Raw genomic sequence first — 21,890 nt, forward strand, 5'->3', positions numbered from 1 at the left:
TTTTACCGGTGTACAGGAGTGGCTAGGCTCCAATAGAGTCGCGCTCAGTACGATCGGGTATTCTATATATAACTAAGTGCCAACGAGAGGTCAGTCTTCTCAGATGTACTCACTGGAACAACTCCGCAGGGGAATTCTGAACCCACACGATGGGGTTAAGGAACTCCACTGGCTGTACCATCGCCGGCTCTTGGGGAAGGTTGGCATTGATGTCATGGACGCAGACTGGGACAATCTCATTATCCTTGACGCATGCCGCTATGATATGTTTTCAGCAGTTAATACTATCAATGGCGATTTAACCACGAAACTTTCTCAAGGGTCACACACACAGGAGTTCCTAAGATCGAACTTTCGAGATGGTCCGTACTGGGACACGATTTACACATCTGCCAATCCACAGGTTCAAAAGTGCAAGGTTGAACGGAAGTTCGCAAAGTGTGTTCGGTTGTGGGAGACAAACTGGGATGAAACGTTGCGCACGGTGCATCCACGAGACGTACGGGACTCGGCAATCGACGTGTCCGAAAAGTACCCCCACAAGCGACACATCGTTCACTTCATCCAACCTCACTATCCGTTCATTGGCGACCGCGGAAAACGGATCGACCAAGGAACGATAACCGGTGATGGTATCATCACCGACAGACGAGATGAACGGAATGTCTGGGAGAAGTTGGAGGCGGGCCAGCTATCACAGCAGACGGTCTGGGAAGCGTACGTCGAGAACCTGGAGGTCACGTTACCGTACGTCGAAGAATTGGTGGATCAGTTGCCCGGGAAGACGGTGATCACCTCGGATCACGGGAATGCCCTGGGAAGACGAGGGGTATACGGCCACCCGAACAGGTGTTTCATGAAGGAACTCGTTACAGTTCCGTGGCTCATCGTGCCATTCGACCAGCGGCGGGAAACGACGCCTAGCGAGATCAGGGAGCAGTCGATGGGACATTCGGATGTCGAAGACCGACTTGCGGATCTGGGGTACACGTGACAAATAAGGGGTCTGGCTGTTGCAGATTCGGGTACATCTGCGAGCAGTCATTAGCAGGTATCTATCGTATTACTGCCGTCAGCCACCAACAGACAAGTCTCAGCCGGCGTCAGTCCCGAAAATCGCGAGAGCGGCACATCTGATGGACGGCATCCCGCGTGTGACGGGCAGACCGCGCGACATCAACTAGGATATCGTTCAGATCAGACTGCGCGGCGTGATTCCCGGTAACCGACGGTTACAGGAGGACGAACTGGCTCCCATCGTAGTACTTTGCGGCCGCCTGCTCCCAGTTCGAACCGGTGTAGACCCGTAACGGTGCGCTGTACTCGTAGGCACCGAGATCCGGCGCGCTACCAGTATAGAGCAGACCTACGTCGGTCCCGGCGTCACGTGCGGGACTGTCACTACTGAGGTGGAGGAAATCCTCGCTCGCCGGATCGATCGAGCGGAACTGCGGGTCGTCGATGGTTAGATTCCACGAGTTATACTGGTCGTCGGCCGAGTCGAACATGCCGGTCCCACCATTGTTCTCCCACGAGATGCAGTTACGTACTTCGTGGGTCGCGCTTGTGAGTCGGTACCCCTCACTCCCGTTGTTCCACGCGGTGCAGTTGTAGACCGTCTGTGGCTCGGTCGTAAGGTTGTCGTTGAACCCGCGCTGGGCGTTGTCGTAGGCAACGCACCGCTCGAACCGGTGGCCACCGGTCCCGTCGCCGCCGCCCATTTTAAAGCCGTTGCCATCGCCGACCGCGTTGCCGTCCGCGTCGTAGCCACTGTGCGTGGCGATACACCGGCGGACTGTCGCTGTGCCGTTTGCCGCACCCCAGAGGTCGATCCCGTCGTCGGAACAGCGGTCGAACACGCAGTCCTCAACCAGCACGTCCGACGACCCGCCGACGACGTGGACTCCATCGGAGTTGCCCGCGCCGTCCGGGCCGCTATCGTGAAGATAACAGTCCCGGATCGTCACATTGTGGGCGTCGCTCAGGTTGAGTGCCGACCCGTAGTCGTCTACGCGGGACATCCCGTGCGAGTCCAGCCCCTCGACCAGCACGTCCGACGTGCCGCCCTGAAGATGGACGTTGTGGTCTGGGGCGTGGCGCACTTCCAGATCCAGCAGTTCGAACCACGAACTGCTACCGATCTTAAAACCGTGGCCATCGCTCAAGTTCGAGAAGTCCACGACGCCGTGCTGGTCCGGGTGTGAGCGGATGGTGATCGGTGCGGACTCCGACCCGTGTTGGGCCCAGAACGTGACGGTCCCGTTCTCTTCGATGACGCCGCTGACGAACACGCGGTCGCCCGCGCCCAGCGGCGTGCGACCGGTGTACTCGAGCGGCGCGAACGTCGCGAACGGTTCGCTCTCGGTGCCCGGATTCGAATCGTCGCCGTTCGCGTCGATATAATAGTCAGTCATGATTTCGTCTCCCTGTAGTTCCACCGACCCCGATAGCATGCACAGCAGACCCAGCAGGTACAGCCGACGCGTGGCCTTTCCCTGCAGTCTCATGGTCCCCTCCGTCACACACGTGGATTTGGTTCCGTCGCACTTCCGTGTTGTTGCGGATCATTACAGATCGCTCCCTGCCACCGGCAGCCATCGCGAGCCGTCGTAGACGGACAGGTTCGGCCCACCAGTCTCGAGCCAAATGTCGTCGGCCGCGGGCGAACTCGGTTCAGCGCTCTGGATGTAGACGTCACCTGCCACTTCGTGAATGTCGCCGACGTGAATCCACTGGCTCCCGTCTCCCACGTACATCGCGCCCGTGTCGGTCGCGAGGTATTTCGCGCTAGCGTCGGGAGCGTACTCCGATCTGTTGGCGTCGGTGTCACGGATTTCGACATCGGCGTCGAGCTGTCGAAAGTTGTTGTTGAGCGGTACATCCCAGTTGGTCATCCCCTCGCTGGGGGTGTTGTAGTCGTGGTTATCCGTCATATAGATGTAGCCGTCACCAATTCAGCTGGTGTCGATCCAGATGTCGTTCTCGGAGGGGTCGGCCGGCTCCGTGCTCGCAACGTAGATGTTCCCGTCTAGTCTGGAGATAGTGCCGATGTGCTGCCAGTTCGATCCGTCTCCGAGGTAGACGTCGCCGGTGTCTGTCGCCAAGAACTTGGCTCCTGTCTTAGGCTGGTAGTCCGATTTGTTGGCGTTGATGTCGCGGATTTCGACGTCGGCGTCGAGCTGTCGAAAGTTGTCGTTGAGCGGTACATCCCAGTTGGTCGTCCCCTCGCTGGGGGTGTTGTAGTCGTGGTTATCCGTCATCGTTCACGTGGTTCCGCCGTAGCCGTACTCGCCGTAACCCTGGAGACCGTAGTCACTGTCCGCCGCAGTCGCGGTTTCGGTGGAGGTCGCCGTGGGCGTCGCCGTCTCGGTTGCAGTGGGTGTTGGCGTCGGTGTCGCAGTCCTCTGGCCGCCCGTGGTGTCGACGCGCAGTTCGTAGGCACCATTGCCCGACTCAACGTCGACGATCTGGACGAAGTACGTACCCGTCTCGGCGGCGACGAACTCTAAATCGACCGGTGCGTCCGACGACACGTACACCTCGTTGACGAATGACCCGCTGGTATCGTAGGCAACAAGGGATACGACGCCCGCCTTTCCATTCTTTGTCAACTGGACCGTGAGCGTCGCTCCGCCGGCAACGTCGAATGCGAACCAGTCTACCTCCGCCGGGCTCAGTCGCCCATTCACGTTCACGCCCGTCTGGATGGGCGTCGCCGTCGCTCGGGTATCGTTCGGCTCGCTCTCGGAGTCACTGGTCGTGAGGGTCATTGATGACGCACTCGTCGCCAGTACCACGCCGCCGTAGCCAATCTTATTCGGAACGCGCACGCGAGTCTCATCGCCTGCGGGCCCGGTCCCGAGACAACCGGCAGCCGACGCCAACGCCAGCCCGGCCGCTGTAGTTAGATACGATCGCCGATCCAGCCCGGACGAATTAGTATCGTTGTCTGTCATTATAGACCACTTACCAATAGTACGTTACTCCTACCACTGCTGTTGTTCGGCTCCACGTTATCGCGTAAGATAGGGTTATATTAATATGGCTTATCGCAGGATGTGAACCAGTAGATAGAGGGGTAGATACCGGCTACTTACTTTTGTTCTAAGGAAAGCAGCCAGATAGAGTGGCTTGCTTCAAGAAGGCGTTGTCCGGGGTGCCCCGTGCTCACTAATGTTGACCCACAGATACGTCCGCTGGTACGGCTGTGTAGACGCCAAGTTCTCGGGCGCGTCGCCGCGGTATAGGGAGAAGGTCAGCCGGAGGTCCTCACCTGCTATCCGTGGTGTGATGGCCACGGAGCGTTGCCACCCTCGTCCGGGTGTTAGTTCAGGAGTCCGTACGCGTGTCAGGGCCCGACGCTCAAGGACAGTGCTCGATCCGTTGCTAGTCCGGACGCGCTCGAGTGACACCACGATACTGTACGCCATGGTTCGAGCCTCGTGGTTGGTGACGCCGACGTGGACGGACGCCGTCTCGTCGACCGTGAGCTGGCGGGGGTAGTCGTTCATCACGAGGTCGTTTGAGGCGTTCTCTGATAGGAGATAAAACTCCGTGAATGATTCCCCTGGCGGGCGCGCAAGGGCTGCCCAGGTGACGCTCCCCGCCACGATCATGAGCGCCACGACAATGATTACCGTCACGGTAGTCCGAGGGTGGCCGCCACCGCCGAGCACCTGACGAGCACTCCCGGTCCAGCGTCCAGCCGGGAGGGTGAACCGCCTTTCCGGTGCCACTAGCGCGCGCCGCCACGCTCCGATTCCGGTTACGGCGACGGTGAACGCGCTGAGCGTCGCCACGACGGCCACCGGATCGAGACCGACCGGCGTGAAGTTGAGCGCGAGCGCAAACAGTGGTGCGACTACGACACTGAGACCGACCGAGAGGAGGAGACGTTCTATGCCGTCAACGCCCTCGGGCGCGGAGTCGTCTTCCGTCTCGGTCCATTGGACACCGTGCTGCGGGAACAGCGCGGTCACTACCGCGTATCCCGGGAGGAACAGCACGAATAGTGGTCCGAGGACGAGTTCGAGACCGGTTCCCGCGTCGCCAAAAAAGAACACCAGATCTGTCGCCGCCACCAGTACCACAACTCCGATCGCATCGAGCGTCACTGCAGCTCTGAGTTGCTCAAGGCCAGCCCCGATCCTACTCATTGGTCTTCTGACTTGTGCCAGAACTCAAAAGTATACGTTCGATACCGTGCCACAGCCGGCGAACCGGCGGTGAGTGCATGGCGTGTCAGTAGTCGCGCGCGAGGAGTAGATGGGCAGTGAACCGCCGGCCGTGCCGGGCGCCTCGGAGACCGGCTACGGGACCTGCTCCCGACAGAAGTAGCCAGTCCATTACGATGTGGCTCTCGGGGGAGAAACTGGTACGGTTCATGTTCACGACGCAGGACGCGAGTACCCGGGACAACTCCAGCCGTGCAGACGAGACGGCCGAGACTATGACCGTCTGGATTCTCGTCACTGCACTGTCTGTCGGTGGTGCCGAACGGACCATCGTCGACTTGGCTAACGGCGTGGACCGCGACCGGTTCGAGGTCGTGATCTGGACGATCTTCGACACCAACCCGCTCGCCGAACGAATCGACGACGGCATCACGGTCCGGACGCTTGGGGTACGCGCGATCCATGGAGACGACCCTTACGAGATAACCGGCGCAGTCAACCCACTGATGTACGTTCTCGCGCCGCTCCAGTTTGTCTTTCTGGTCTGGAGGGCCAAGCCCGATATCCTCCACGCGTTTCTACTCTACGACAACCTCATTGCCCGCGTAGCCGGTCTCCTGGCCTCGGGGACAACCGTGGTGACCGGCGAGCGAGGGTTCCATAACTCGATGGGACGACTGTTCAGAACTCTCGACCGGGCGACCGTATCACTGTCGGATCTCATCGTCTCCAATTCCAAGGCCGGAGCCGACTACTACGCCGACCAGGGGGTCGCACGGAACGACCTGCGGGTGATTCCGAACGGACGGGACCTAGCGGCCTACCGCGATGCGTCCGGCGACGGGATCCGGGCCGAGTTCGGGATTCCGCCGGGGGCACCCGTCGTCGGGACCGTCGGTCGTCTCGTTGAGCGTAAGGGCCACTTCGACTTCCTGCGCGCTTGGCCCGCGATACGTGAGACCGATCCCGACGCCCATCTCTTAATCGTGGGGTACGGTCCCGAGCGCGACACGCTTGAACGCCTCGCCGCGGACCTCGGGGTCGCCGATAGCGTCCACTTCGCGGGAGCACGAGACGACGTGCCCGAACTGCTCAACTCGATGGATGTCTTCGTCTTCCCCTCTCATTGGGAGGGGCTCCCTGGTGCCCTCCAAGAGGCCATGGCCGCGGGGCTGCCGATCGTCGCTACACGCGTCACCGGCACCGTCGAACTCATCTCCGATGGCGAGACAGGGTTACTGGTTCCCCCAGAAGAACCCAACGCACTCACATCCGCAATGGCGCGGCTCCTGACAGACCGGACACTCGCCCGCTCGCTGGGAGACAGGGCCCAGACCGAAGCCTTCGAGATGTATACGCTGGACCGGATGGTTGACGAGTTTGAGGGTCTCTACGACGAACTCGCGACTTGACGTTCGCCGCGGGTCGCGGTGGCCGAGGCCGCTGGCCAGTCACGCGGTCGTACCGTTGATCAGCCGGGAGTAATGCCGCTTTGTCCGTCGCCTGTCGTAAGCGGTGACGGCCCGTCGGCGGGCAGCGCGTTGCAGGTTGTCGTACTCCCGATCGAGTACCGCCCGGATCGCAGCCGCGAACTGCGACGGGTCACGATCGGTCACGACTGCGCCAGCCCCGAGCAGTTCGCGCACGCATCCGACATCCGTACTCACGACCGGCACGCCCGCCGCCTGGGCCTCAAGGACGACCGTCGGTTGTCCTTCGGACCGCGAAGACAGGACGAACAGATCTGCCTCGCGGTAGTAGCGCTTGACATCATCCTGCCAGCCGTGGAACGTCACAGCGTCGGATACGCCGCGCCGGTCACACAGCGCGCGGAGGCGCGCTTCGCTGTCGCCATTTCCCACCAAGTTCAAGTGGACATCGAGATCTGGCTGCAACTCATCGACCGTTTCGATCAGGAGATCCAGTTCCTTTATCGGGTCGAGGCGCCCGACATAGAGCAGGTCGAGAGACCCCCCTCTGGGGTCCGGATTGCCGTCGGACGCGGGGACATACCGACCCGTGTCGATCCCGTTGGGGACGACGTGGATATCGTCGTGGAGGGTTAGTTGCTGGACGTCCCGCCAGTGGTCCTCACAGAGGACGACCACCTCGTCGGCAGCGTTGAAGACGACCACCCCGACAGTGTAGGTGTAGACGACGATGGCCGCGTCCACGAGGCGATGGCCGTAGCGCCAGTTGACGCCGAGTACCGCATCGGTCGTCAAGATCACGCGCTTACCAGCCGCCTTCGCCACGACGACGCCGACGGCCGAGGAGAGGTACTCGTACTCAACGACTACGACGACATCCGCGCCAGCGAGCGCCCGCAGAAAGTAAGGGAGAAAGCTTAATCCCGGGATAGTGTAGTTCAAGAACGGGACGTCGACGACGGCGTAGCAGACGGCCCCGTCGGGGGGGTCGTCACATGCCACGGTCAGTAGCGTCACGTTCGTCCGTTCGTCCTCGCCGAGCGCATCGTGGACGATGTCCGCGGTCGTCCGGAACTGGGCGGTCGGATTACAGACGAGGACAGTCCGGTCAGCCATTTCCTCAAGGGCTGTCCCAATCTCAGTTAGTTATACGCGCCATACTACGCTCGAGGTCACTGGCGGGTACAACACTGCCACCACTGTCTTCGAGACGGTGATCCCTGCAGCTCGCCCCGCGCCGGCGAGGCCTCCCATGAGACGCCCTTCCTCGATAGTCACCGCTCGCGGTGCCATGCCCCGGGACTCCTGGAGGGGCCACGATCGGCTCCCCCTTCTCCCCTCCGTCCTTGAGTGCAGGCGGACGACTAGTGGATCCGTCTTCTTTCGAGCTCTCGTTTGTACCTGTAGACGGTCAAGTCTCGCTGGCCACCGCCTTCTCAGCGAGTGCAGCCTCGAGTCGCGGCCGGTAGTGGTTGAGTCTCTCGAACTGACCTTGCAGGTCCGCCACGCTACCGCCTGCGAACGTGGCCCTCCCCCCGTTCGACTCTGACCCGTGAGTCCAGTCATGACATCATCGGCTCCGACCCAGAACCGATCGCGAGGTTGTCGCTCACCTTGACGGCGAGCGTCTTATCCGTGCGCGCCACCGCGACGATGACTTCGTCGTCTTTTCCCTATGTGTGGATAGCGAAGGTACATCCGTCATAGTAGACATCTCTGCCGAGCTCAACCGTCACAACGTGGGGTTGTTCGTGTCGACCGCCTCGTTAGTCAGCACTTCCCAACGTGTCCGGTCCCACTCCCCACGCATCTTCTCGCCCTACCGTCTGAACATCCGCCCCTTCTCGTCAAGCATCTCCACTGTCTCCGGGAGGTTTTCGAGTGCGGGGTCGGTCTTCCGGGCGGCCCGGTTGAGCAGGGCCACGCGCGACGACACATCCTGGGACTGGGACGCCCACTGCTACGTCGCGGCCAAGGAAGAGGCAGTGGTCAGGTTCGTCGCGGAGAAGGAGTACCAGAAGGGCGAGAGGTGCTGGCTCTGTATTAGCCTACGCCGAGGACTACTACGAAAGTCGCCGCGAGACCCGCGACGCCATCAGCGAGTTGACCCACACTCCCTGCGAGGGAGAGCTGAACGTCTCCTTGAGCTGTGACCCGGCCGCGGAACCGACCGACGACAGTGAAGAGCCGGGGGACGGCAGCGAGAGTAGATCCACGGACGAGACCTGGAACGACTCGGGGTCCTCGGGTGAGGACGGGAACGACACTGAGTCCGAGAACGGATCCCGAGGGAACCAGACGAGCGCGTCAACGGGCAAGTCGGTGCCAAGGGCAGTATATTCCAGGAGATCGACTGGCACTCCGACGGATCCCCCGGTTTCAGTACTGAAAAAACAGCCGGTCGGCCGGCAACAGACATCGTGTTTAGTTAGTGGAGTTGTGCCATCGAGCGAAGGTTTGAAGCCATGATTCGGCGGTTTCCGGTTCGACGTGACTGAAGCAGTTCGAGAATGACGAGGTTCGCCGTTTCAGCTCTCGAAAGATCCGTTCGATGGCGTTGCGATTTCCGTGGCGACGCATCTGAAATCGGAGTCCAGCTCATTGCAGTGCGGTTTGGAGGTGTTGGGGGCCATCAACGAGAAAGACGGCGGTTTCGACATCGTGTTTTTGCCGCAATTCTCGGAGGAAGATCTCGGTGAGTGCGGTCGTAGTCGTGGAAAAGAGACGGACGTGAAGCAGGTCGTTGATTTCGGGGTCTGCAGCGGCGTACAGCCAGTATTGCTGGTCGTTGATCCGAATCACTGTTTCGTCGAGCGCGACCTGATTCGGGGATCGACCGGATTCGGGCTGTAAATCGGCTTTCTGAACCCCAATCGTGGACTGGTTTCCGACTCCGCTCGACACCCATGTCTGCAAGTAACTCGGTGGTATTCGACAGCGACAAGCCCCAACGTGCGATTGAAACCCTGTGCCATCGCCGGCTCGGGTGTCCGCTCGCGCTCCACAAAATCCAAATCTATCCACTCTCTATGACCGCTGAGGCGGGTGATTTCTGCCATGAACCAGCAAGAGATTCGCCTGCCTCACTTTTTACGCTTAACTAAACAAAATGGGGGAACTCGCCGGAAAATCGGCGACCGTGATCCAGCACGGCCGCCGCCTGGAGTCGGAACGACCGACATGTCCGCAATCGCACCGCGGGAACTTCAACGTCCCGCACGACGAGTCGCATCGCCCTGCAAATCTACTGTGGCCCGTAAACCCGTGGCTCCCGCTACGTACACACCGACCATCCCGGGAGGTGATCGGCGATGACCGACCGCGAATCGCTCGAAGCACGGCTCGCCGCCCTCGAAGCGACTGTCGAACGGGAGGCAGCCCGCATCGACGACCTCGAAACTGACCTCGAGGCAGCACACCAGGCCTGCGAGGCAGCTGAAACGCGCGTCGACGACCTCGAAGCGACCGTCGAGCGCCAGGATGCGCTCCCCGATGCACTCCGCAAGCGCACGACGACCAGCCGGGAGATGGTCGGCGAACTCCAGTGACGTGAACTCGAGAAAGGCGCACACCTCCGCTGGGACCACGTCAAACCCACACTGGACGACGACCTCCTCGACCTCCACGGGGATACCGTCGAACGCATCAGCAAAGACGACGGGGAGTACGTCCGACGCCCCGCGGAAGCCGACCCGCTCGATCGCGACGACGGTGTCACGCTCGCCCACGGGGATCTGCTGCCGATCCAGCAACTCGCGCACCTGGACGAGACGACGCTGCAATCCGTCACGGACACGCGGCCGGACCGGCTGGCCGCACAGGTCTGGCACGCCCGCCAGGAGTCCACTGGCGACCTCTGGAACGAGGGGTGCAACGGCGTCCGGGAGTACCTCGACGCCGGCGAGCTGGCGACGTGGATCCGGATCCAGGAGGACGACGTGAGCCGGGACTACGCGACGAAGCTCGCCCGGCGGACGATCGACGCGCTGCTGGACCTGGCGAACCACCGGCTGTACGACGAGTTGCGGTCGCGACGTGCCGACGGCCTCCAGTACAAGGAACGCCGGGTGGTGCTGCCAGCGGACGCAGCAATCCCTGGCGAAACACGTTCGACGGACGAGCCAGCGGACGCCGAGACATCAGCCCCGGCGACAGCTGGTGTCGCCGGTGAGTCGCGTCCGCGGGGCGAGTGACTAACATTCACGGGGCGAGCCAGCCGCCCGACCGGGCACGAACCGGGTGACGAACGCGACCGAATCGAGCGAGCGCGGGTGTGCGCCCGGCGTCGATAGCGTGTCGTCTCGCGTCTCGATCGGCAGTCGTCGGCTCACCCCACGGGCGACCGGGACTGGACCCACCGGTGACACCAGTTGTCCGCGGAGTCCCACTAATCAGCGATGTGTCATCTATGTGTCATCGCTGCACCCCTCGTTGATCGACGGGATGCGGGTAAGACGCACTGTCTGTCGCAGTATTCCGGATAGCAAAGCTGGGAGGTTCCCGCTAGTATAGCGGACACTCCTCCGAACTGAAGCGAGACACCCAGGGGCCCCGCCGGCGCGCGCGACTGGGGCCGCCCCGGCGTCGCGCAGCCGGCCGAAATCCCCACGGAGCGCGATCGCCGGCTGCCCGCGAACCGATACGTACCAGTAGTCGTAGGTATTGAAAGGATGGCGTGACATCGCTTCTCAAGCTAAGGTTTCCCGATTTCGGGGGTGCGACGCGCTGGGGGTGTTGACATGTTTCGGCGCGTGGCGTGTACAGCGGTTCGGCCGCTGGAGCGCGTCTGTACTGTGAATCTGGCCGAGACAGGTTTGCAGCCGACGGGCTTCGCCCGGTGGATTTGGGGTGTGTCTAGGCGCGAATTGGGCCGAAAAACGCAATTATAGCGGGGACGTGCCCAAGTTTCACCTCCGAATTAAAGGGAATACAAAGGGGTATTCCGTTCGATACCGGGATCTCGGGGGGTTGTATATCGTGGTCTGTTCAGCGAATGTGATATGGAATATGATAAACTGGCTCAGGTATACCTCCGAGAGGAGCCGCACTCGTTGCTTACCGGCGAGTCAGAGAGAAGTCGCCAGTCGAAAGGGGCGAGTAGCCACTGTTCAACCAATTTCGAGCAGCGCGTTCTCTGTTCATCCAATGAAGCTAGGTAGGCAATCCGGTTCCAGAGAATTATGAGAGAGACATTACCGCACGTGAGGTCCTATATTATCCTCTCACTCCACTCGATATATTAGTAGATCCGAACTCAGAGATAATAATCCATTGTCCGCTTGAGCCCCTCCTCGAAAGACCATTCAGGTTCCCAACCAAGCCGTTCGATTTTCTCTGTATCGAGCGCGTACCGCTGGTCGTGTCCAGCACGGTCCTCAACAAAGGTGATCTGGTCTTCCGAGCCACCGACGAATTCAAGGATAGCTCTGGTTACCTCCAAGTTCGTCCGCTCTATTCCTGACCCGATGTTGTACACCTCTCCGGGGTCTCCCTCCTGAAGTACGAGATCGAGCGCCCGACAGTTGTCTTCGACATAGATCCATTCCCGGACATTCGAACCATCACCATAGACCGGAAGGTCCTTTCCGGCTGCCGCGTTCGTGATGAACTTCGGGATCAGTTTTTCCGAGTGTTGCCGTGGGCCAAAGTTGTTACAGGTTCGGGTGATGACCACCGGCAGTCCGTGGGTTGTCTCGTAACTCTTGGCGAGGAGGTCCGCACCGGCTTTCGTCGCGGCATATGGATTTCTAGGTTCGAGCGGATCCGCTTCACTGAACGTCCCATCGAGAATCTGACCATAGACTTCATCCGTCGAGATCTGGAGGAACCGATCGAGATCGGCATCAACTGCAGCGTCGAGTAGCGTCTGGGTGCCCTGAACGTTGGTCGACACGAACGGTTCAGACCCTTCGATCGAGCGGTCAACGTGAGACTCCGCCGCAAAGTTGACGACAGCGTCGGTGTCTTCGAGAAGATCCGCTACTAACTCACGGTCGCAGATATCGCCCTCGATGAATTCGTGATTCGGGTGGTTGAGGATGCCGTCGAGATTGGATCGCGACCCTGCATACGTCAGCGCGTCGAGCGTGACGATATCGACATCGTCACGCGAATCGAGAAGATATCGAACGTAGTTCGACCCGATAAATCCCGCACCGCCAGTGACGAGGATTCGCATGATAGAGTGTTGTTTGCAGCACCTATTTACAGTACTGTCGGTATGGTTCGATATGCAACTACTCGTGGTTGGGGCGAACGGTCTGTTAGGGAGTAATCTTGTTCAAGCCGGTAAACACCGGGACTGGACGGTCGCTGGGACCTACCACTCCACTCGCCCGAAGTTCGAGATCCCGCTGACGCAATTCGATCTCGAGAACCACGCCACCTTTGGAAACGTGCTCGACGAACACACGCCGGAGGTCGTGGTAAACTGTGCGGCGATGACAGATGTCGATCAGTGCGAGAGAGAACTCGGACGGGCACAGACACTCAACGGTGATGCACCGGGAGAAATCGCCGCCCAGTGTGCCGGGCGGGGCATCGAGTTTGTACACATCTCGACGGATTACGTGTTCGATGGCTCGGATGAGCGGCCGTACACGGAAACATCGGAACCTGAGCCGATCCAAGCGTACGGCGACTCGAAACTTGCCGGTGAGCGAGCAGTACGGGAGACGACGGAAAGTGTACTCATCGCCCGACTTTCGTTCGTTTGGGGGATCCATCGGAGTCACGGCACTCTCGAAGGGTTCCCGGCATGGGTCGAAGACCAGATCCAAGCAGGTGAAACCGTCCCGCTGTTCACTGACCAACGGATGACCCCAACCCGAGCCGGACAGGCTGCAACCGTGTTGATCGACATGATAGAACGCGACGTGGCCGGTACCTACCACGTGGCTTCCAGATCCTGTGTATCGCCCTACGAGTTCGGAACGGAAATCGCAGAATACACCGGTTGTAGCGACTTAATCGAGGAGAACTCAATGGCGGATGTCGAACGGGCTGCGTCCCGCCCCAAGAATACCTGTCTCGATGTCGGGAAACTCGAGTCTACACTCGGGCGCCCACAACCGACACTTCGGGAAGACGTGGCACGAGTCTGGAACGAGCGGTGACTACAGCTGGTAACGGTCCCGGTTATCGAGGAAGTGCTGTCGGGCTTCCTCCGAGAGGTCTTCAAACCTGAGGACATTCTCACAGTTCAGTCCCGGACACTTCATGATTCGGTGGTCTTCAAGTTCGTTTGCAGCGACGACCGTCCCACAGTCGGAACAGGTGTGCGTGATTACGCGCATCGTTAGAGTTTGAGGTTCGAGTTCTCACCGACGACGAGTCGGCGGCCTTCAGGAAGCATCTCGTCGGCGCTTCCGATGGTTGCTCCGCGTCCGAGGAGACTATCTACGATCTTTCCATTCGAGTGGATCTCGGAGTCGCCGATGACGACGCTGTTCTCGATATGGACACCTTCGACTGTGGTGTTCGGACCGATAGATGTGTACGGGCCGACGTATGTGCCGTCTCGGATTGTCGTTTCTTGGCCGATCGAAACTGGACCGCGGACAACCGCACCGGATTCGATAGTTGCCGACCCCGCAAGATCGATGTGGCCTTCTATCGATGCACCGTCCTCGATAGTTCCGCTTGATTCTCCCGGTCGCCCTTCAAGGACGAGACGGTTCGCCTCCAGAATGTCTTCGGGCATACCGGTATCTTTCCACCATCCTTCGATGACCTGGGAGTCGATCTCGTGTCCGTCGTCGAGGAGCGTCTGAATGGCGTCCGTGATCTCGAGTTCACCCCGCCAGGACGGTTCGATCCGTTCGATTGCGTCGAACACTGTGTTCGAGAAGACGTAGATCCCAATGAGAGCAAGATCACTGGGCGGATGGTCGGGCTTCTCCACGAGTTCAGTTACCGTTCCGTCTTCATCGATATCGGCGATGCCGAACTGCTGGGGATTATCTACTTGTTGGAGCGCAATACTCGCTCCGTAGTTACCCCGTTCGAAACTCTCGACGAGATCGGTGATTCCCTGTTTGAGGATGTTATCCCCGAGGAACATGACGAAGTCGTCATCACCAACGAAATCACGAGCGCAGGCGGCTGCGTGTGCGAGTCCGAGTGGGTTCCCCTGAATGATATAAGTAATATCTACTCCGTAGTCGCTGCCGTCGCCAAGGAGTTCTTGGATCTCTTCACGACCCTTGTTTCCCAAGACGACCCCGATCTCCGTGATTCCTGCCTCCTTGAGGTCTTCGACGGCGTACTCAAGGACAGGTTTGTTTGCCACTGGAACGAGCTGTTTCGGGCCTGTGTGAGTGATGGGACGGAGCCGCGATCCTGTCCCACCCGATAGAAGAACACCTTTCATACGTTATCCACTCGGATTCTTGTCCCAGTCAAGCGGAATTTTGTCCGTGTCGTGCGGAAGACGTTCTTCGTCTGGGTCTTCGTAATCATATAGATTTGTTGGGAAGTTAAGTAGGGTCGCTCGCTCATCGCCGAGTACCTTGAACCCGTGCCAGCAGTCTCCCGGAACACGGATTGCCTGCATATTTCCGTCGCCGATGATGTAGGTATCGAGTTCCCCTTCTGTTGGGGAGCCCTCACGTTCGTCGTAGATACCCACCTTTACCTTGCCGTGAGGGACGACGAAGTGATCGATCTGGCCTCGATGGTGACGGTGCCACGCTCGGATGATTCCTGGATACGACACCGAAAAGTACGACATCTCGGGTTCGTCCTCGCCCGCGTAGAACTCCCAGTCCGAGCGCCACACCTCCGTCAACTCGCCCCGCTCGTCCGCGTTGATCTGCAGGTCTTTGAGTTCGACGTCGTGGATCATGCTGTACAACAAGTTATCAAGAGGGCCTTAACATAATTATGCCCGATAGCGACCGAAGTAGAGAATTCATCCCGGGTCATGCCAACGAGATATCCTCAGTTCCTTGGTTGTAAAATGTCTCTGGCTTCATTTTCGAACGCTTATTATATGAGGACACGAAATCAGATCAGAACACATTCCGCCTGGATTTACGCCTGAATCATGGACCTCGCACGATCCAGTCTTAGACTCTTTGCGGCAAAGCTACTGGGCTCAGTTGCCACGTTTGTTGGTATAACGCTCTTCGCTCGAGAATTAGGCGCTGCTGACATGGGTAAGTACTTCCTTTTCATTGCCGCTCTCGGAATGTTGTCGATTCCGGCAGATTTTGGCATCAAAGGAGCTGTCGAAAAAAGAATTAGCGAGGGGAAAAACAAAGAGCGGATAGTTACTTCTGCTATTTCCCTGAAATTTGTGACGCTAGCCGGGGTGTCTCTTTGCCTCTGGATCGTCCGCGGGCGTGTCAACGAGTATCTGGGTGCAGACTGGGTCCCGCTTCTAATTGTCGCTCTGTTCGTGCAGACGTTATCGAATCTGTTGATAAGTGTATTAAAGGGGACTCTGCGAGTCGGTGAAACGGCCGAGCTGCAGCTTACACAGAAGTTAGGGTGGTTTCTAATTGGAGTTCTATTTCTCAATACCGGATTCGGCGTAATTGGACTAGTGTACGGGCATATCTGTAGTCTATTGCTTGTGATCCTGTGGGGGTGGATAAAATCGCCTTTACTCTTGACGGCACCGACTAGATCCTCCCTGAACTCTGTGATTGATTACTCGAAGTTTAATTGGATTTCATCAGTCGGAGGATATGTTTACAGTTGGATGGACATCCTCGTGATAGGGTTCTTCCTCACACAGAGCCACGTCGGCGCGTATGAAGTTGCTTGGCGCGTGACTGTCGTTGCAATGTTATTTAGCAAATCCATAGCCACGAGCATTTTCCCCCAGATGAGTAAATGGGACGCGGAAGAAGCAATTGAAGAGATAGAACGCATGATTCCGAAAGTTCTCACACCCAGCTTAGTTCTTGTCATACCGGCGTTCTTCGGGACGCTAGTCCTGTCACGAGATATCCTTCAGACGCTCTTTGGCTCAGAATTCGAAATGGCATGGATAGCACTCATCGTCCTGATGCTAGATCGGATTTTTCAATCTGTTCACGTAATCGTTGGTCGATCGTTGCAGGCAATCGACCGCCCAGACTTGGCCGCTAAGGCGACGGTTTACAGCGTTATGGCAAATGGGGTGCTTAATCTCATCTTTGTATGGCAATTCGGGCTCATCGGAGCGGCATTGGCGACCGCACTCGCCTCCTTCCTGAACAATGCCCTCCACTTTAGGTATCTGTCCCGATTTCTCCGGATTGGGGTTAACTGGGATGAGCTCGGTTGGTGTATCGGCACGTCCCTACTGATGCTGGGGATCGTGAAGGGCCTGAAATCGATAGTCCTCATCAACACGGTCCCTAAACTCTTTCTTGTGATCGGGATCGGAGCGGCCGTTTATTTCGGTATATTATTAACATACTCCCCGTTCCGACGCCACAGGACTAAGATATGTGAGCTGGTGATATAAACGCGGACAGTGCGGCGTCAGTTATCGATTACCCTCACAGCGCATTGTCAAAGCTCCTGTTCTCAACAGTCGCTAGTTTCATTCTCCCAGTGATAGACGTGAATACGTTGCTCCCCCTCGTTTGGTTCTGCCGGAAGTGTATACCCTACCCGTTTTTCGGGGAACGGCGGTTCAAAGACCCGTACGAGGGTTAGGTTTTCTTTGACCCAGTTAGTCCCTTCCAGACCCATGTATGGAGTATAGACGATCCATCCGCAATCGTGAGTCTCAATTATGTGTTTTAGTTCGGACTTTGACTCAATAGGGGGCACACCTGTTTTTGCATCGATAGCAGTGCCATTCCGCGTAACGGTCCCAAATGTTGACGCGGAATAATCAATATCGACACCATACACATATAGATAATTCGGCCAGTTGGCAATTACGACGTCGTCAGCGTCCGATTGGTTTTTGACAAACTTCGCCGCGCCCCTGCTATCGGGCTGTGGTTCATGGATATTCGATAGTTCGTTGACGTTCGTTGAGAATCCAGGAAGGGCGACTATCGCGACAAGAACGACGAGGAAGACACCAATAGCTTGGAATTCTGTACGATGTAATTCGTAATCACGGTAGGTCTCAGGAAACAGCCGCCAGACCTCTGCGATGCCAACGGCCGCAGACAGAAACAGGAACGGGGTCGCAAACAGGAGATACCGGGGCCAAAAAAATCCCTGAATGCCCATCACGAAGTACGTGACCACGAACAGACCCATCCAGAACGGTAGTGTGACAACTAGTTGTCGGACGTTCTGGCGAGCGAGCATCGCGATCGTCCCGACCGTCGCGAGGAGCCAGACGACGGGATAGTGAGAGGCGACGAACTCGGGGACGAGGTCTAAATACTCGAGATAGAACCCAGACCCAAGTACCGGGGCGATCACCGGGTCCGGCAGCAGGATGTCGTTTGTGACAACGGTGAGCAACAGATACCCGGCCATCGACGATAGGAGCACAATCCGGAGCCGTCGAAAGAAACGTCGGTCAGGTTTCAGGGTGAGGACCGCGTCGACCAAGACGACAGCCGGGATCAGCATCCACATTTGATGGGTCTCGCGAGCCAGAACAATCAGTGCGGCAAACAGTCCCAAGTACCTCGGGCGAATTGACCCATCGGAGACGTACTCCTCACGTGCAAGGATATAGACGAACACAGCGGCCACAAAGAAGAGCTGGAGAACTGCGTACATCCGCGCCTGGCGGGCCCATCCAACATCAACCCAAGAGACTGCAAACAAACCCATGGCGATTAGTCCGACGGATACAGAATGAACCTCTCTTCCGAGCAGATACACGAGCGGGATCGTAGCGATTCCAGCGAGGGCAACCGGGAGACGAGCCGCGAACTCGCTGAAGCCGAGAATACGAATTGAGGCGGCGACGGCGTATGTCACTGTAGCGCCGCGACGATACGGCCATTGAGAGCCGTGATTGACGAGTTCGCCATACTCAAGCAAGCCCATCGCGGTACTAACGGTATGAGCCTCGTCAATCCAGAAGGGGACCTGCCCCAGATCGTATAGACGGAAGGCTACGCCGATCAGGGCGAAACCGCCCAAGAGGAGATGTGGAAGGGTTACCGAAATTGATTCGAGATCGAATATGCGATCTATCGCGGTTGGCTCTCGGGTATCTGAGTCCGAATAGTCTTCTCCAGCGAGGGCTCGTTCGACGGCGCGTCGATCAGCGACAGTGTAGGAGCTGCCGTCTTTCTCGACGATACCTCGCGAAACGATCTCTCCGAAGGGCCCGGACTCTAACGAGATGTCGTCAAAGTCCCAGCGACCCTTCTCCCGGTCGACCCGGAGAATCTCTTCGATGGCAGCTTCGAAGTCAGGTCGTTCCTCAAGGAGAGTAGTAACTGATCGGTATGTGTCTTTAGTCATTGGTCAAAAAGGAGGAGTGGTGTTGATAATCCAGATGTCGAGAGTCGAGATAATTCGGGGTAGTTCAGTTTCAGCCTCATCTTGACGTGTCCACTCTTGAAATTACCGGACCAATCCGCTTTATACATGTCATCGTAATCATCGACAGTCCGGAATGGGGCAGTCATACATACCCAAGTGATCGTAACCGCTCACTTACTTCACCGGTCGGCCCGGTCGATGGCTTTCCGTCGCGCAACCACTGAGCCACTCTCTCGTCGTCAGGTACGGCGTCGCTCCTATCGATTTCCCGTCGACCATGGCCTGTAAGTTTGTAGTCGATGCGTACGATATCTCTCGAGCCCCAGTTACACCTGAAGACGGTCTGGGTGTCTCCCTCAACGAAGGAGACTTTTCGGACGGTGATGCGAGCAAGTTCGTCGGACGGGAACCGTTCTTGTAAGTCCGGGAGTTGCCAGTTTGGTCCGTCGACCGCACTTAGACTACGATCGGTATCGACGAGCTGACTGAGTAACGATGACGAGTCAGTGATTGCACCGTTCATTACTCCTCTTATCATATCATGAAGCCGATACCAGTTCGCGTGGCCCTCGGGAATAGACCGCGCAGTTGAGAATGTCTCGGGAAATTTCAGTAACATCGGGACTCGAATTCCATTGGGGTGTAAGGACGTCTGGTGACCGGCCATTCCTTCTTCACCGAACAACTCCCCGTGGTCCGCTGTGAAGATGATTAGGGAGTCTCGGAGCACTTCGGAAGCCATTTGCTCAAACCATGTTTCAAGAAGCGAATCAAGATATATAATCTTTGATAGGTATGCATCGTGCTTCCGGCTGTAGAGGTGGTTCCAGTCGTCGAAGGGGTCCCGAACGGGCCCTCGGTCGGAGTTAAGGACGAAGAGGTGGTCATCGTCGAACTCGTTGAGGTTTGCTCTCTCCGCGGCAGAGAAGTCGATATCGAGCGTCTCGCACCCGGACTCCGTGGGAACATGGGGATTGTGCGGTTCAAGTAGATTTACCGCGGCAAATCCCGACGCTGGTCTGCCATTTCGAAGGAATGAGTTGAGATGCGAGAGAACGCGGGAACCGTGAAATATATCAGATACATCGTCGCCTCCACTAGTGATAAAGTGGCTATATGCACCGTATCCAATATTGATGACATTCCGTAGTGGGGCACTCGATCGGAAAGCCTCACGGAAAAGTCGGAGCGCTTCAGAGGGAGAAACTGACAGGTCTCCGTAGGCGTCGAAGTCCGTCGAGAAAAGCTTTCGATCGATGTGTGTATCGACGAAGTCGAATCCGTGATGAAAGCCTTGCTTTTCGCTGAAATTAGGGTTCTCGCTGAATAGACCGGTTTCGTACTCGCTGCTCGCATGTGGGAGCGACTCTTGGTTGGCGGACAGTTTGTCGGTAGGTCGCGTCACTGAGTGACCGATGGGCGAATCGCCTGAGAGCAACGAGGCACTGGACGGAACAGTCCACGAACTGGGCGCAAAACAGCGATCGATTCTCAGATCCGCATATTCCGTTAAAAAAGGCATCGTATCGGAACTGACATCGGCGTCCCGGAGCGTATCGGCGATGAGTATAATTACGTTCGGGCGCTTCATTCTATCGTTACCTACCAACTCTACTGGAGAAAAATGAATACTGCGCTTATCCGCCGGGAACCTGTACTCGCTATGGAACGGGTCCACGCTCCATACGACCCGAAATGCCGTGCAAGCCACCGAGAGCGGAGTTTCGAACTACGTCGAAGTTCCCTTTAATCGAATGGTACACTATCGTACCGAGGAAAAAGTACACATAATCTATAAGAAACGGTAACGTGATAGATCGTAGTGTACGGACGTAATGCAATCGGTTCCGGAAATAGTAGTACCGGTGGGTCGCCTTCGACGAACTGGTGCCGACCTTGTGATAGATGTGAACATCGGTAACGGTGGCGATATCGAATCCCCGCTCCTTTGCGCGCGTACAATAGTCTACATCCTCGAAGTAGAGGAAATACTCTTGCGGAAGGAGGCCGACCGTGTCAATTACTTCGCGACTGAACACGGGGCTGCAAAACGGGACATAATCGTTACAAACGATACCACTCTCAGAAGTGATGTCAGCGTGTTTCGCGTCGTGGGTCTTGTCTCCGACTGAGCCTCTGACGAACCAGGGTTCCTCTGTATCCGGATACTCGTTGATTTGCGGCGTGAGGATGCCAATGCCGTCCTCCTTTTCAAACGTCGAGACGATCACGTCCAGTAGATCAGGATCGGGATCACGAATATCGTTATTCAGAAGCCACACGTAATCCGCATCTCGGTCCATTGCATGGATAATTCCCGCGTTCATACCGCCAGCGAATCCCCGGTTCTGTCCGGTCTGAACGACAGTCGTGTCGGGGAATTCCTGACTGAGGCGCGCCCCGGAACCATCCGTGGACCCGTTGTCGACGATAATCAACTCTAAATTCTGGTAGTTGACAGTGGAGATCGCGTCGATACTCGCCGCTGTGTCCTCGAAATTGTTCCAGTTTAGAATAATAGCATAGACGGATGGACGACCAGTCTCCATTGTGTCGCCACTACGGGTCAATTGTGATATATCCTTCTCTTTAATATCGTTGCTCGATAGTGCTGATCTAGTGGGTTTACCTGAGAGTACTATTTAAGTCCAGTCACGATTCGAATTACCTATAGAACTCCAAAAAGTCATAGACTCCACTAGGTCCCTGTTCTATCGCTTGAATAATAGGTAGAAGTTCAGGAAAACGACGGATTCACTTTCCGGATTCGACATAGGCGACAAAAAGAATGTACTCGTCGTAACTATCGGCTGCCTGCGGAACGACCGACTCTCGCGAACCAACTACAGGAGAGAGAGGACACCGTTCCTCGACGAAGTAT

Annotated in this window: 18 protein-coding genes and 2 pseudogenes; 6 read left to right on the forward strand and 14 right to left on the reverse strand. The window is 57.5% G+C overall.

Features of this window, described 5'->3' with window-relative positions; translation table 11 throughout:
• Positions 1–103 precede the first annotated feature (103 nt).
• Positions 104–994, forward strand: a complete 891-nt coding sequence (locus ACMGFG_RS22535) for a hypothetical protein (protein ID WP_436932535.1) — start codon at positions 104–106, stop codon at positions 992–994.
• A 238-nt stretch (positions 995–1,232) separates the two neighbouring features.
• Here ACMGFG_RS22535 and ACMGFG_RS22540 read toward each other — a convergent pair whose 3' ends face one another.
• From ACMGFG_RS22540 to ACMGFG_RS22560, 5 genes are all read right to left on the reverse strand, one after another.
• Positions 1,233–2,507: a right-handed parallel beta-helix repeat-containing protein gene (locus ACMGFG_RS22540; RefSeq protein ID WP_436932536.1), complete on the reverse strand. Its 1,275-nt coding sequence runs from the start codon at positions 2,505–2,507 to the stop codon at positions 1,233–1,235.
• A 60-nt stretch (positions 2,508–2,567) separates the two neighbouring features.
• The gene (locus ACMGFG_RS22545; protein WP_436932537.1) at positions 2,568–2,933 is read right to left on the reverse strand and encodes a hypothetical protein; all 366 of its coding nucleotides are present in this window, start codon (positions 2,931–2,933) and stop codon (positions 2,568–2,570) included.
• A gap of 21 nt (positions 2,934–2,954) precedes the next feature.
• A complete protein-coding gene (locus tag ACMGFG_RS22550; protein WP_436932538.1) occupies positions 2,955–3,260 on the reverse strand; it encodes a hypothetical protein in 306 nt (101 codons plus the stop codon).
• Between the two features lie 3 nt (positions 3,261–3,263).
• Positions 3,264–3,770 carry a pre-peptidase C-terminal domain-containing protein gene (locus ACMGFG_RS22555; protein ID WP_436932539.1) on the reverse strand — a complete coding sequence of 169 codons (507 nt, stop codon included), beginning with the start codon at positions 3,768–3,770 and terminating at the stop codon, positions 3,264–3,266.
• A gap of 366 nt (positions 3,771–4,136) precedes the next feature.
• A complete protein-coding gene (locus ACMGFG_RS22560) occupies positions 4,137–5,156 on the reverse strand; it encodes a DUF8471 domain-containing protein (RefSeq protein WP_436932540.1) in 1,020 nt (339 codons plus the stop codon).
• A 227-nt stretch (positions 5,157–5,383) separates the two neighbouring features.
• Here ACMGFG_RS22560 and ACMGFG_RS22565 point away from each other — a divergent pair, with 227 nt between their 5' ends.
• Positions 5,384–6,586: a glycosyltransferase gene (locus ACMGFG_RS22565; protein ID WP_436932541.1), complete on the forward strand. Its 1,203-nt coding sequence runs from the start codon at positions 5,384–5,386 to the stop codon at positions 6,584–6,586.
• A gap of 39 nt (positions 6,587–6,625) precedes the next feature.
• Here ACMGFG_RS22565 and ACMGFG_RS22570 read toward each other — a convergent pair whose 3' ends face one another.
• On the reverse strand, positions 6,626–7,720 hold the full coding sequence (locus tag ACMGFG_RS22570) for a glycosyltransferase (protein WP_436932542.1): 1,095 nt from the start codon (positions 7,718–7,720) through the stop codon (positions 6,626–6,628).
• 1,308 nt (positions 7,721–9,028) lie between these two features.
• Positions 9,029–9,663: pseudogene (locus ACMGFG_RS22575) on the reverse strand (IS6 family transposase).
• Positions 9,664–9,915: 252 nt separating this feature from the next.
• Between ACMGFG_RS22575 and ACMGFG_RS22580 the strand changes: the two are divergent.
• Positions 9,916–10,152: a hypothetical protein gene (locus ACMGFG_RS22580; protein ID WP_436932543.1), complete on the forward strand. Its 237-nt coding sequence runs from the start codon at positions 9,916–9,918 to the stop codon at positions 10,150–10,152.
• A gap of 12 nt (positions 10,153–10,164) precedes the next feature.
• A pseudogene (locus ACMGFG_RS24300) lies at positions 10,165–10,797 on the forward strand (DUF8008 family protein); the annotation flags it as partial.
• Positions 10,798–11,858: 1,061 nt separating this feature from the next.
• Here the strand turns inward: ACMGFG_RS24300 and rfbB are convergent.
• The gene (gene rfbB, locus ACMGFG_RS22590) at positions 11,859–12,782 is read right to left on the reverse strand and encodes a dTDP-glucose 4,6-dehydratase (protein WP_436932545.1); all 924 of its coding nucleotides are present in this window, start codon (positions 12,780–12,782) and stop codon (positions 11,859–11,861) included.
• Between the two features lie 52 nt (positions 12,783–12,834).
• Between rfbB and rfbD the strand changes: the two genes are divergently transcribed.
• Positions 12,835–13,719, forward strand: coding sequence for a dTDP-4-dehydrorhamnose reductase (rfbD, locus tag ACMGFG_RS22595; protein ID WP_436932546.1), 885 nt, complete (start codon positions 12,835–12,837; stop codon positions 13,717–13,719).
• On the opposite strand, the gene ACMGFG_RS22600 is transcribed toward rfbD, so the two are convergent.
• Genes ACMGFG_RS22600 through ACMGFG_RS22610 form a run of 3 tightly spaced genes read right to left on the reverse strand, consistent with a single transcriptional unit; the run spans position 13,720 to position 15,449 of the window.
• Positions 13,720–13,899 (reverse strand): hypothetical protein, encoded by a 180-nt coding sequence (locus ACMGFG_RS22600; protein ID WP_436932547.1) that lies wholly within the window; start codon positions 13,897–13,899, stop codon positions 13,720–13,722.
• 2 nt (positions 13,900–13,901) lie between these two features.
• Positions 13,902–14,975, reverse strand: coding sequence for a glucose-1-phosphate thymidylyltransferase (locus ACMGFG_RS22605; RefSeq protein ID WP_436932548.1), 1,074 nt, complete (start codon positions 14,973–14,975; stop codon positions 13,902–13,904).
• A 3-nt stretch (positions 14,976–14,978) separates the two neighbouring features.
• Positions 14,979–15,449 carry a dTDP-4-dehydrorhamnose 3,5-epimerase family protein gene (locus tag ACMGFG_RS22610; RefSeq protein WP_436932549.1) on the reverse strand — a complete coding sequence of 157 codons (471 nt, stop codon included), beginning with the start codon at positions 15,447–15,449 and terminating at the stop codon, positions 14,979–14,981.
• Between the two features lie 201 nt (positions 15,450–15,650).
• On the opposite strand from ACMGFG_RS22610, the gene ACMGFG_RS22615 reads away from it, so the two are divergent.
• Positions 15,651–17,063, forward strand: a complete 1,413-nt coding sequence (locus ACMGFG_RS22615) for a flippase (RefSeq protein ID WP_436932550.1) — start codon at positions 15,651–15,653, stop codon at positions 17,061–17,063.
• Between the two features lie 62 nt (positions 17,064–17,125).
• Here the strand turns inward: ACMGFG_RS22615 and ACMGFG_RS22620 are convergent, their stop codons facing one another.
• The 3 genes from ACMGFG_RS22620 to ACMGFG_RS22630 all read right to left on the reverse strand — a co-directional run bounded on the left by ACMGFG_RS22620 (position 17,126) and on the right by ACMGFG_RS22630 (position 21,558).
• A complete protein-coding gene (locus ACMGFG_RS22620) occupies positions 17,126–18,988 on the reverse strand; it encodes a glycosyltransferase family 39 protein (protein ID WP_436932551.1) in 1,863 nt (620 codons plus the stop codon).
• 163 nt (positions 18,989–19,151) lie between these two features.
• Positions 19,152–20,600, reverse strand: a complete 1,449-nt coding sequence (locus tag ACMGFG_RS22625) for a sulfatase-like hydrolase/transferase (RefSeq protein WP_436932552.1) — start codon at positions 20,598–20,600, stop codon at positions 19,152–19,154.
• A gap of 70 nt (positions 20,601–20,670) precedes the next feature.
• Positions 20,671–21,558 carry a glycosyltransferase family 2 protein gene (locus ACMGFG_RS22630; RefSeq protein ID WP_436932553.1) on the reverse strand — a complete coding sequence of 296 codons (888 nt, stop codon included), beginning with the start codon at positions 21,556–21,558 and terminating at the stop codon, positions 20,671–20,673.
• Between the last annotated feature and the right edge of the window lie 332 nt (positions 21,559–21,890).

The sequence above is a fragment of the Halosimplex halobium genome (assembly GCF_051414055.1).
GTDB lineage: Archaea > Halobacteriota > Halobacteria > Halobacteriales > Haloarculaceae > Halosimplex > Halosimplex halobium.

Bases quoted from the DNA above. Each gene is read 5' to 3' on its own strand.
- ACMGFG_RS22535 (WP_436932535.1), top strand. From the start codon at position 104: ATGTACTCACTGGAACAACTCCGCAGGGGAATTCTGAACCCACACGAT.
- ACMGFG_RS22540 (WP_436932536.1), bottom strand. From the start codon at position 2,507: ATGAGACTGCAGGGAAAGGCCACGCGTCGGCTGTACCTGCTGGGTCTG.
- ACMGFG_RS22545 (WP_436932537.1), bottom strand. From the start codon at position 2,933: ATGACGGATAACCACGACTACAACACCCCCAGCGAGGGGATGACCAAC.
- ACMGFG_RS22550 (WP_436932538.1), bottom strand. From the start codon at position 3,260: ATGACGGATAACCACGACTACAACACCCCCAGCGAGGGGACGACCAAC.
- ACMGFG_RS22555 (WP_436932539.1), bottom strand. From the start codon at position 3,770: ATGACCCTCACGACCAGTGACTCCGAGAGCGAGCCGAACGATACCCGA.
- ACMGFG_RS22560 (WP_436932540.1), bottom strand. From the start codon at position 5,156: ATGAGTAGGATCGGGGCTGGCCTTGAGCAACTCAGAGCTGCAGTGACG.
- ACMGFG_RS22565 (WP_436932541.1), top strand. From the start codon at position 5,384: ATGTTCACGACGCAGGACGCGAGTACCCGGGACAACTCCAGCCGTGCA.
- ACMGFG_RS22570 (WP_436932542.1), bottom strand. From the start codon at position 7,720: ATGGCTGACCGGACTGTCCTCGTCTGTAATCCGACCGCCCAGTTCCGG.
- ACMGFG_RS22580 (WP_436932543.1), top strand. From the start codon at position 9,916: ATGACCGACCGCGAATCGCTCGAAGCACGGCTCGCCGCCCTCGAAGCG.
- rfbB (WP_436932545.1), bottom strand. From the start codon at position 12,782: ATGCGAATCCTCGTCACTGGCGGTGCGGGATTTATCGGGTCGAACTAC.
- rfbD (WP_436932546.1), top strand. From the start codon at position 12,835: ATGCAACTACTCGTGGTTGGGGCGAACGGTCTGTTAGGGAGTAATCTT.
- ACMGFG_RS22600 (WP_436932547.1), bottom strand. From the start codon at position 13,899: ATGCGCGTAATCACGCACACCTGTTCCGACTGTGGGACGGTCGTCGCT.
- ACMGFG_RS22605 (WP_436932548.1), bottom strand. From the start codon at position 14,975: ATGAAAGGTGTTCTTCTATCGGGTGGGACAGGATCGCGGCTCCGTCCC.
- ACMGFG_RS22610 (WP_436932549.1), bottom strand. From the start codon at position 15,449: ATGATCCACGACGTCGAACTCAAAGACCTGCAGATCAACGCGGACGAG.
- ACMGFG_RS22615 (WP_436932550.1), top strand. From the start codon at position 15,651: ATGGACCTCGCACGATCCAGTCTTAGACTCTTTGCGGCAAAGCTACTG.
- ACMGFG_RS22620 (WP_436932551.1), bottom strand. From the start codon at position 18,988: ATGACTAAAGACACATACCGATCAGTTACTACTCTCCTTGAGGAACGA.
- ACMGFG_RS22625 (WP_436932552.1), bottom strand. From the start codon at position 20,600: ATGAAGCGCCCGAACGTAATTATACTCATCGCCGATACGCTCCGGGAC.
- ACMGFG_RS22630 (WP_436932553.1), bottom strand. From the start codon at position 21,558: ATGGAGACTGGTCGTCCATCCGTCTATGCTATTATTCTAAACTGGAAC.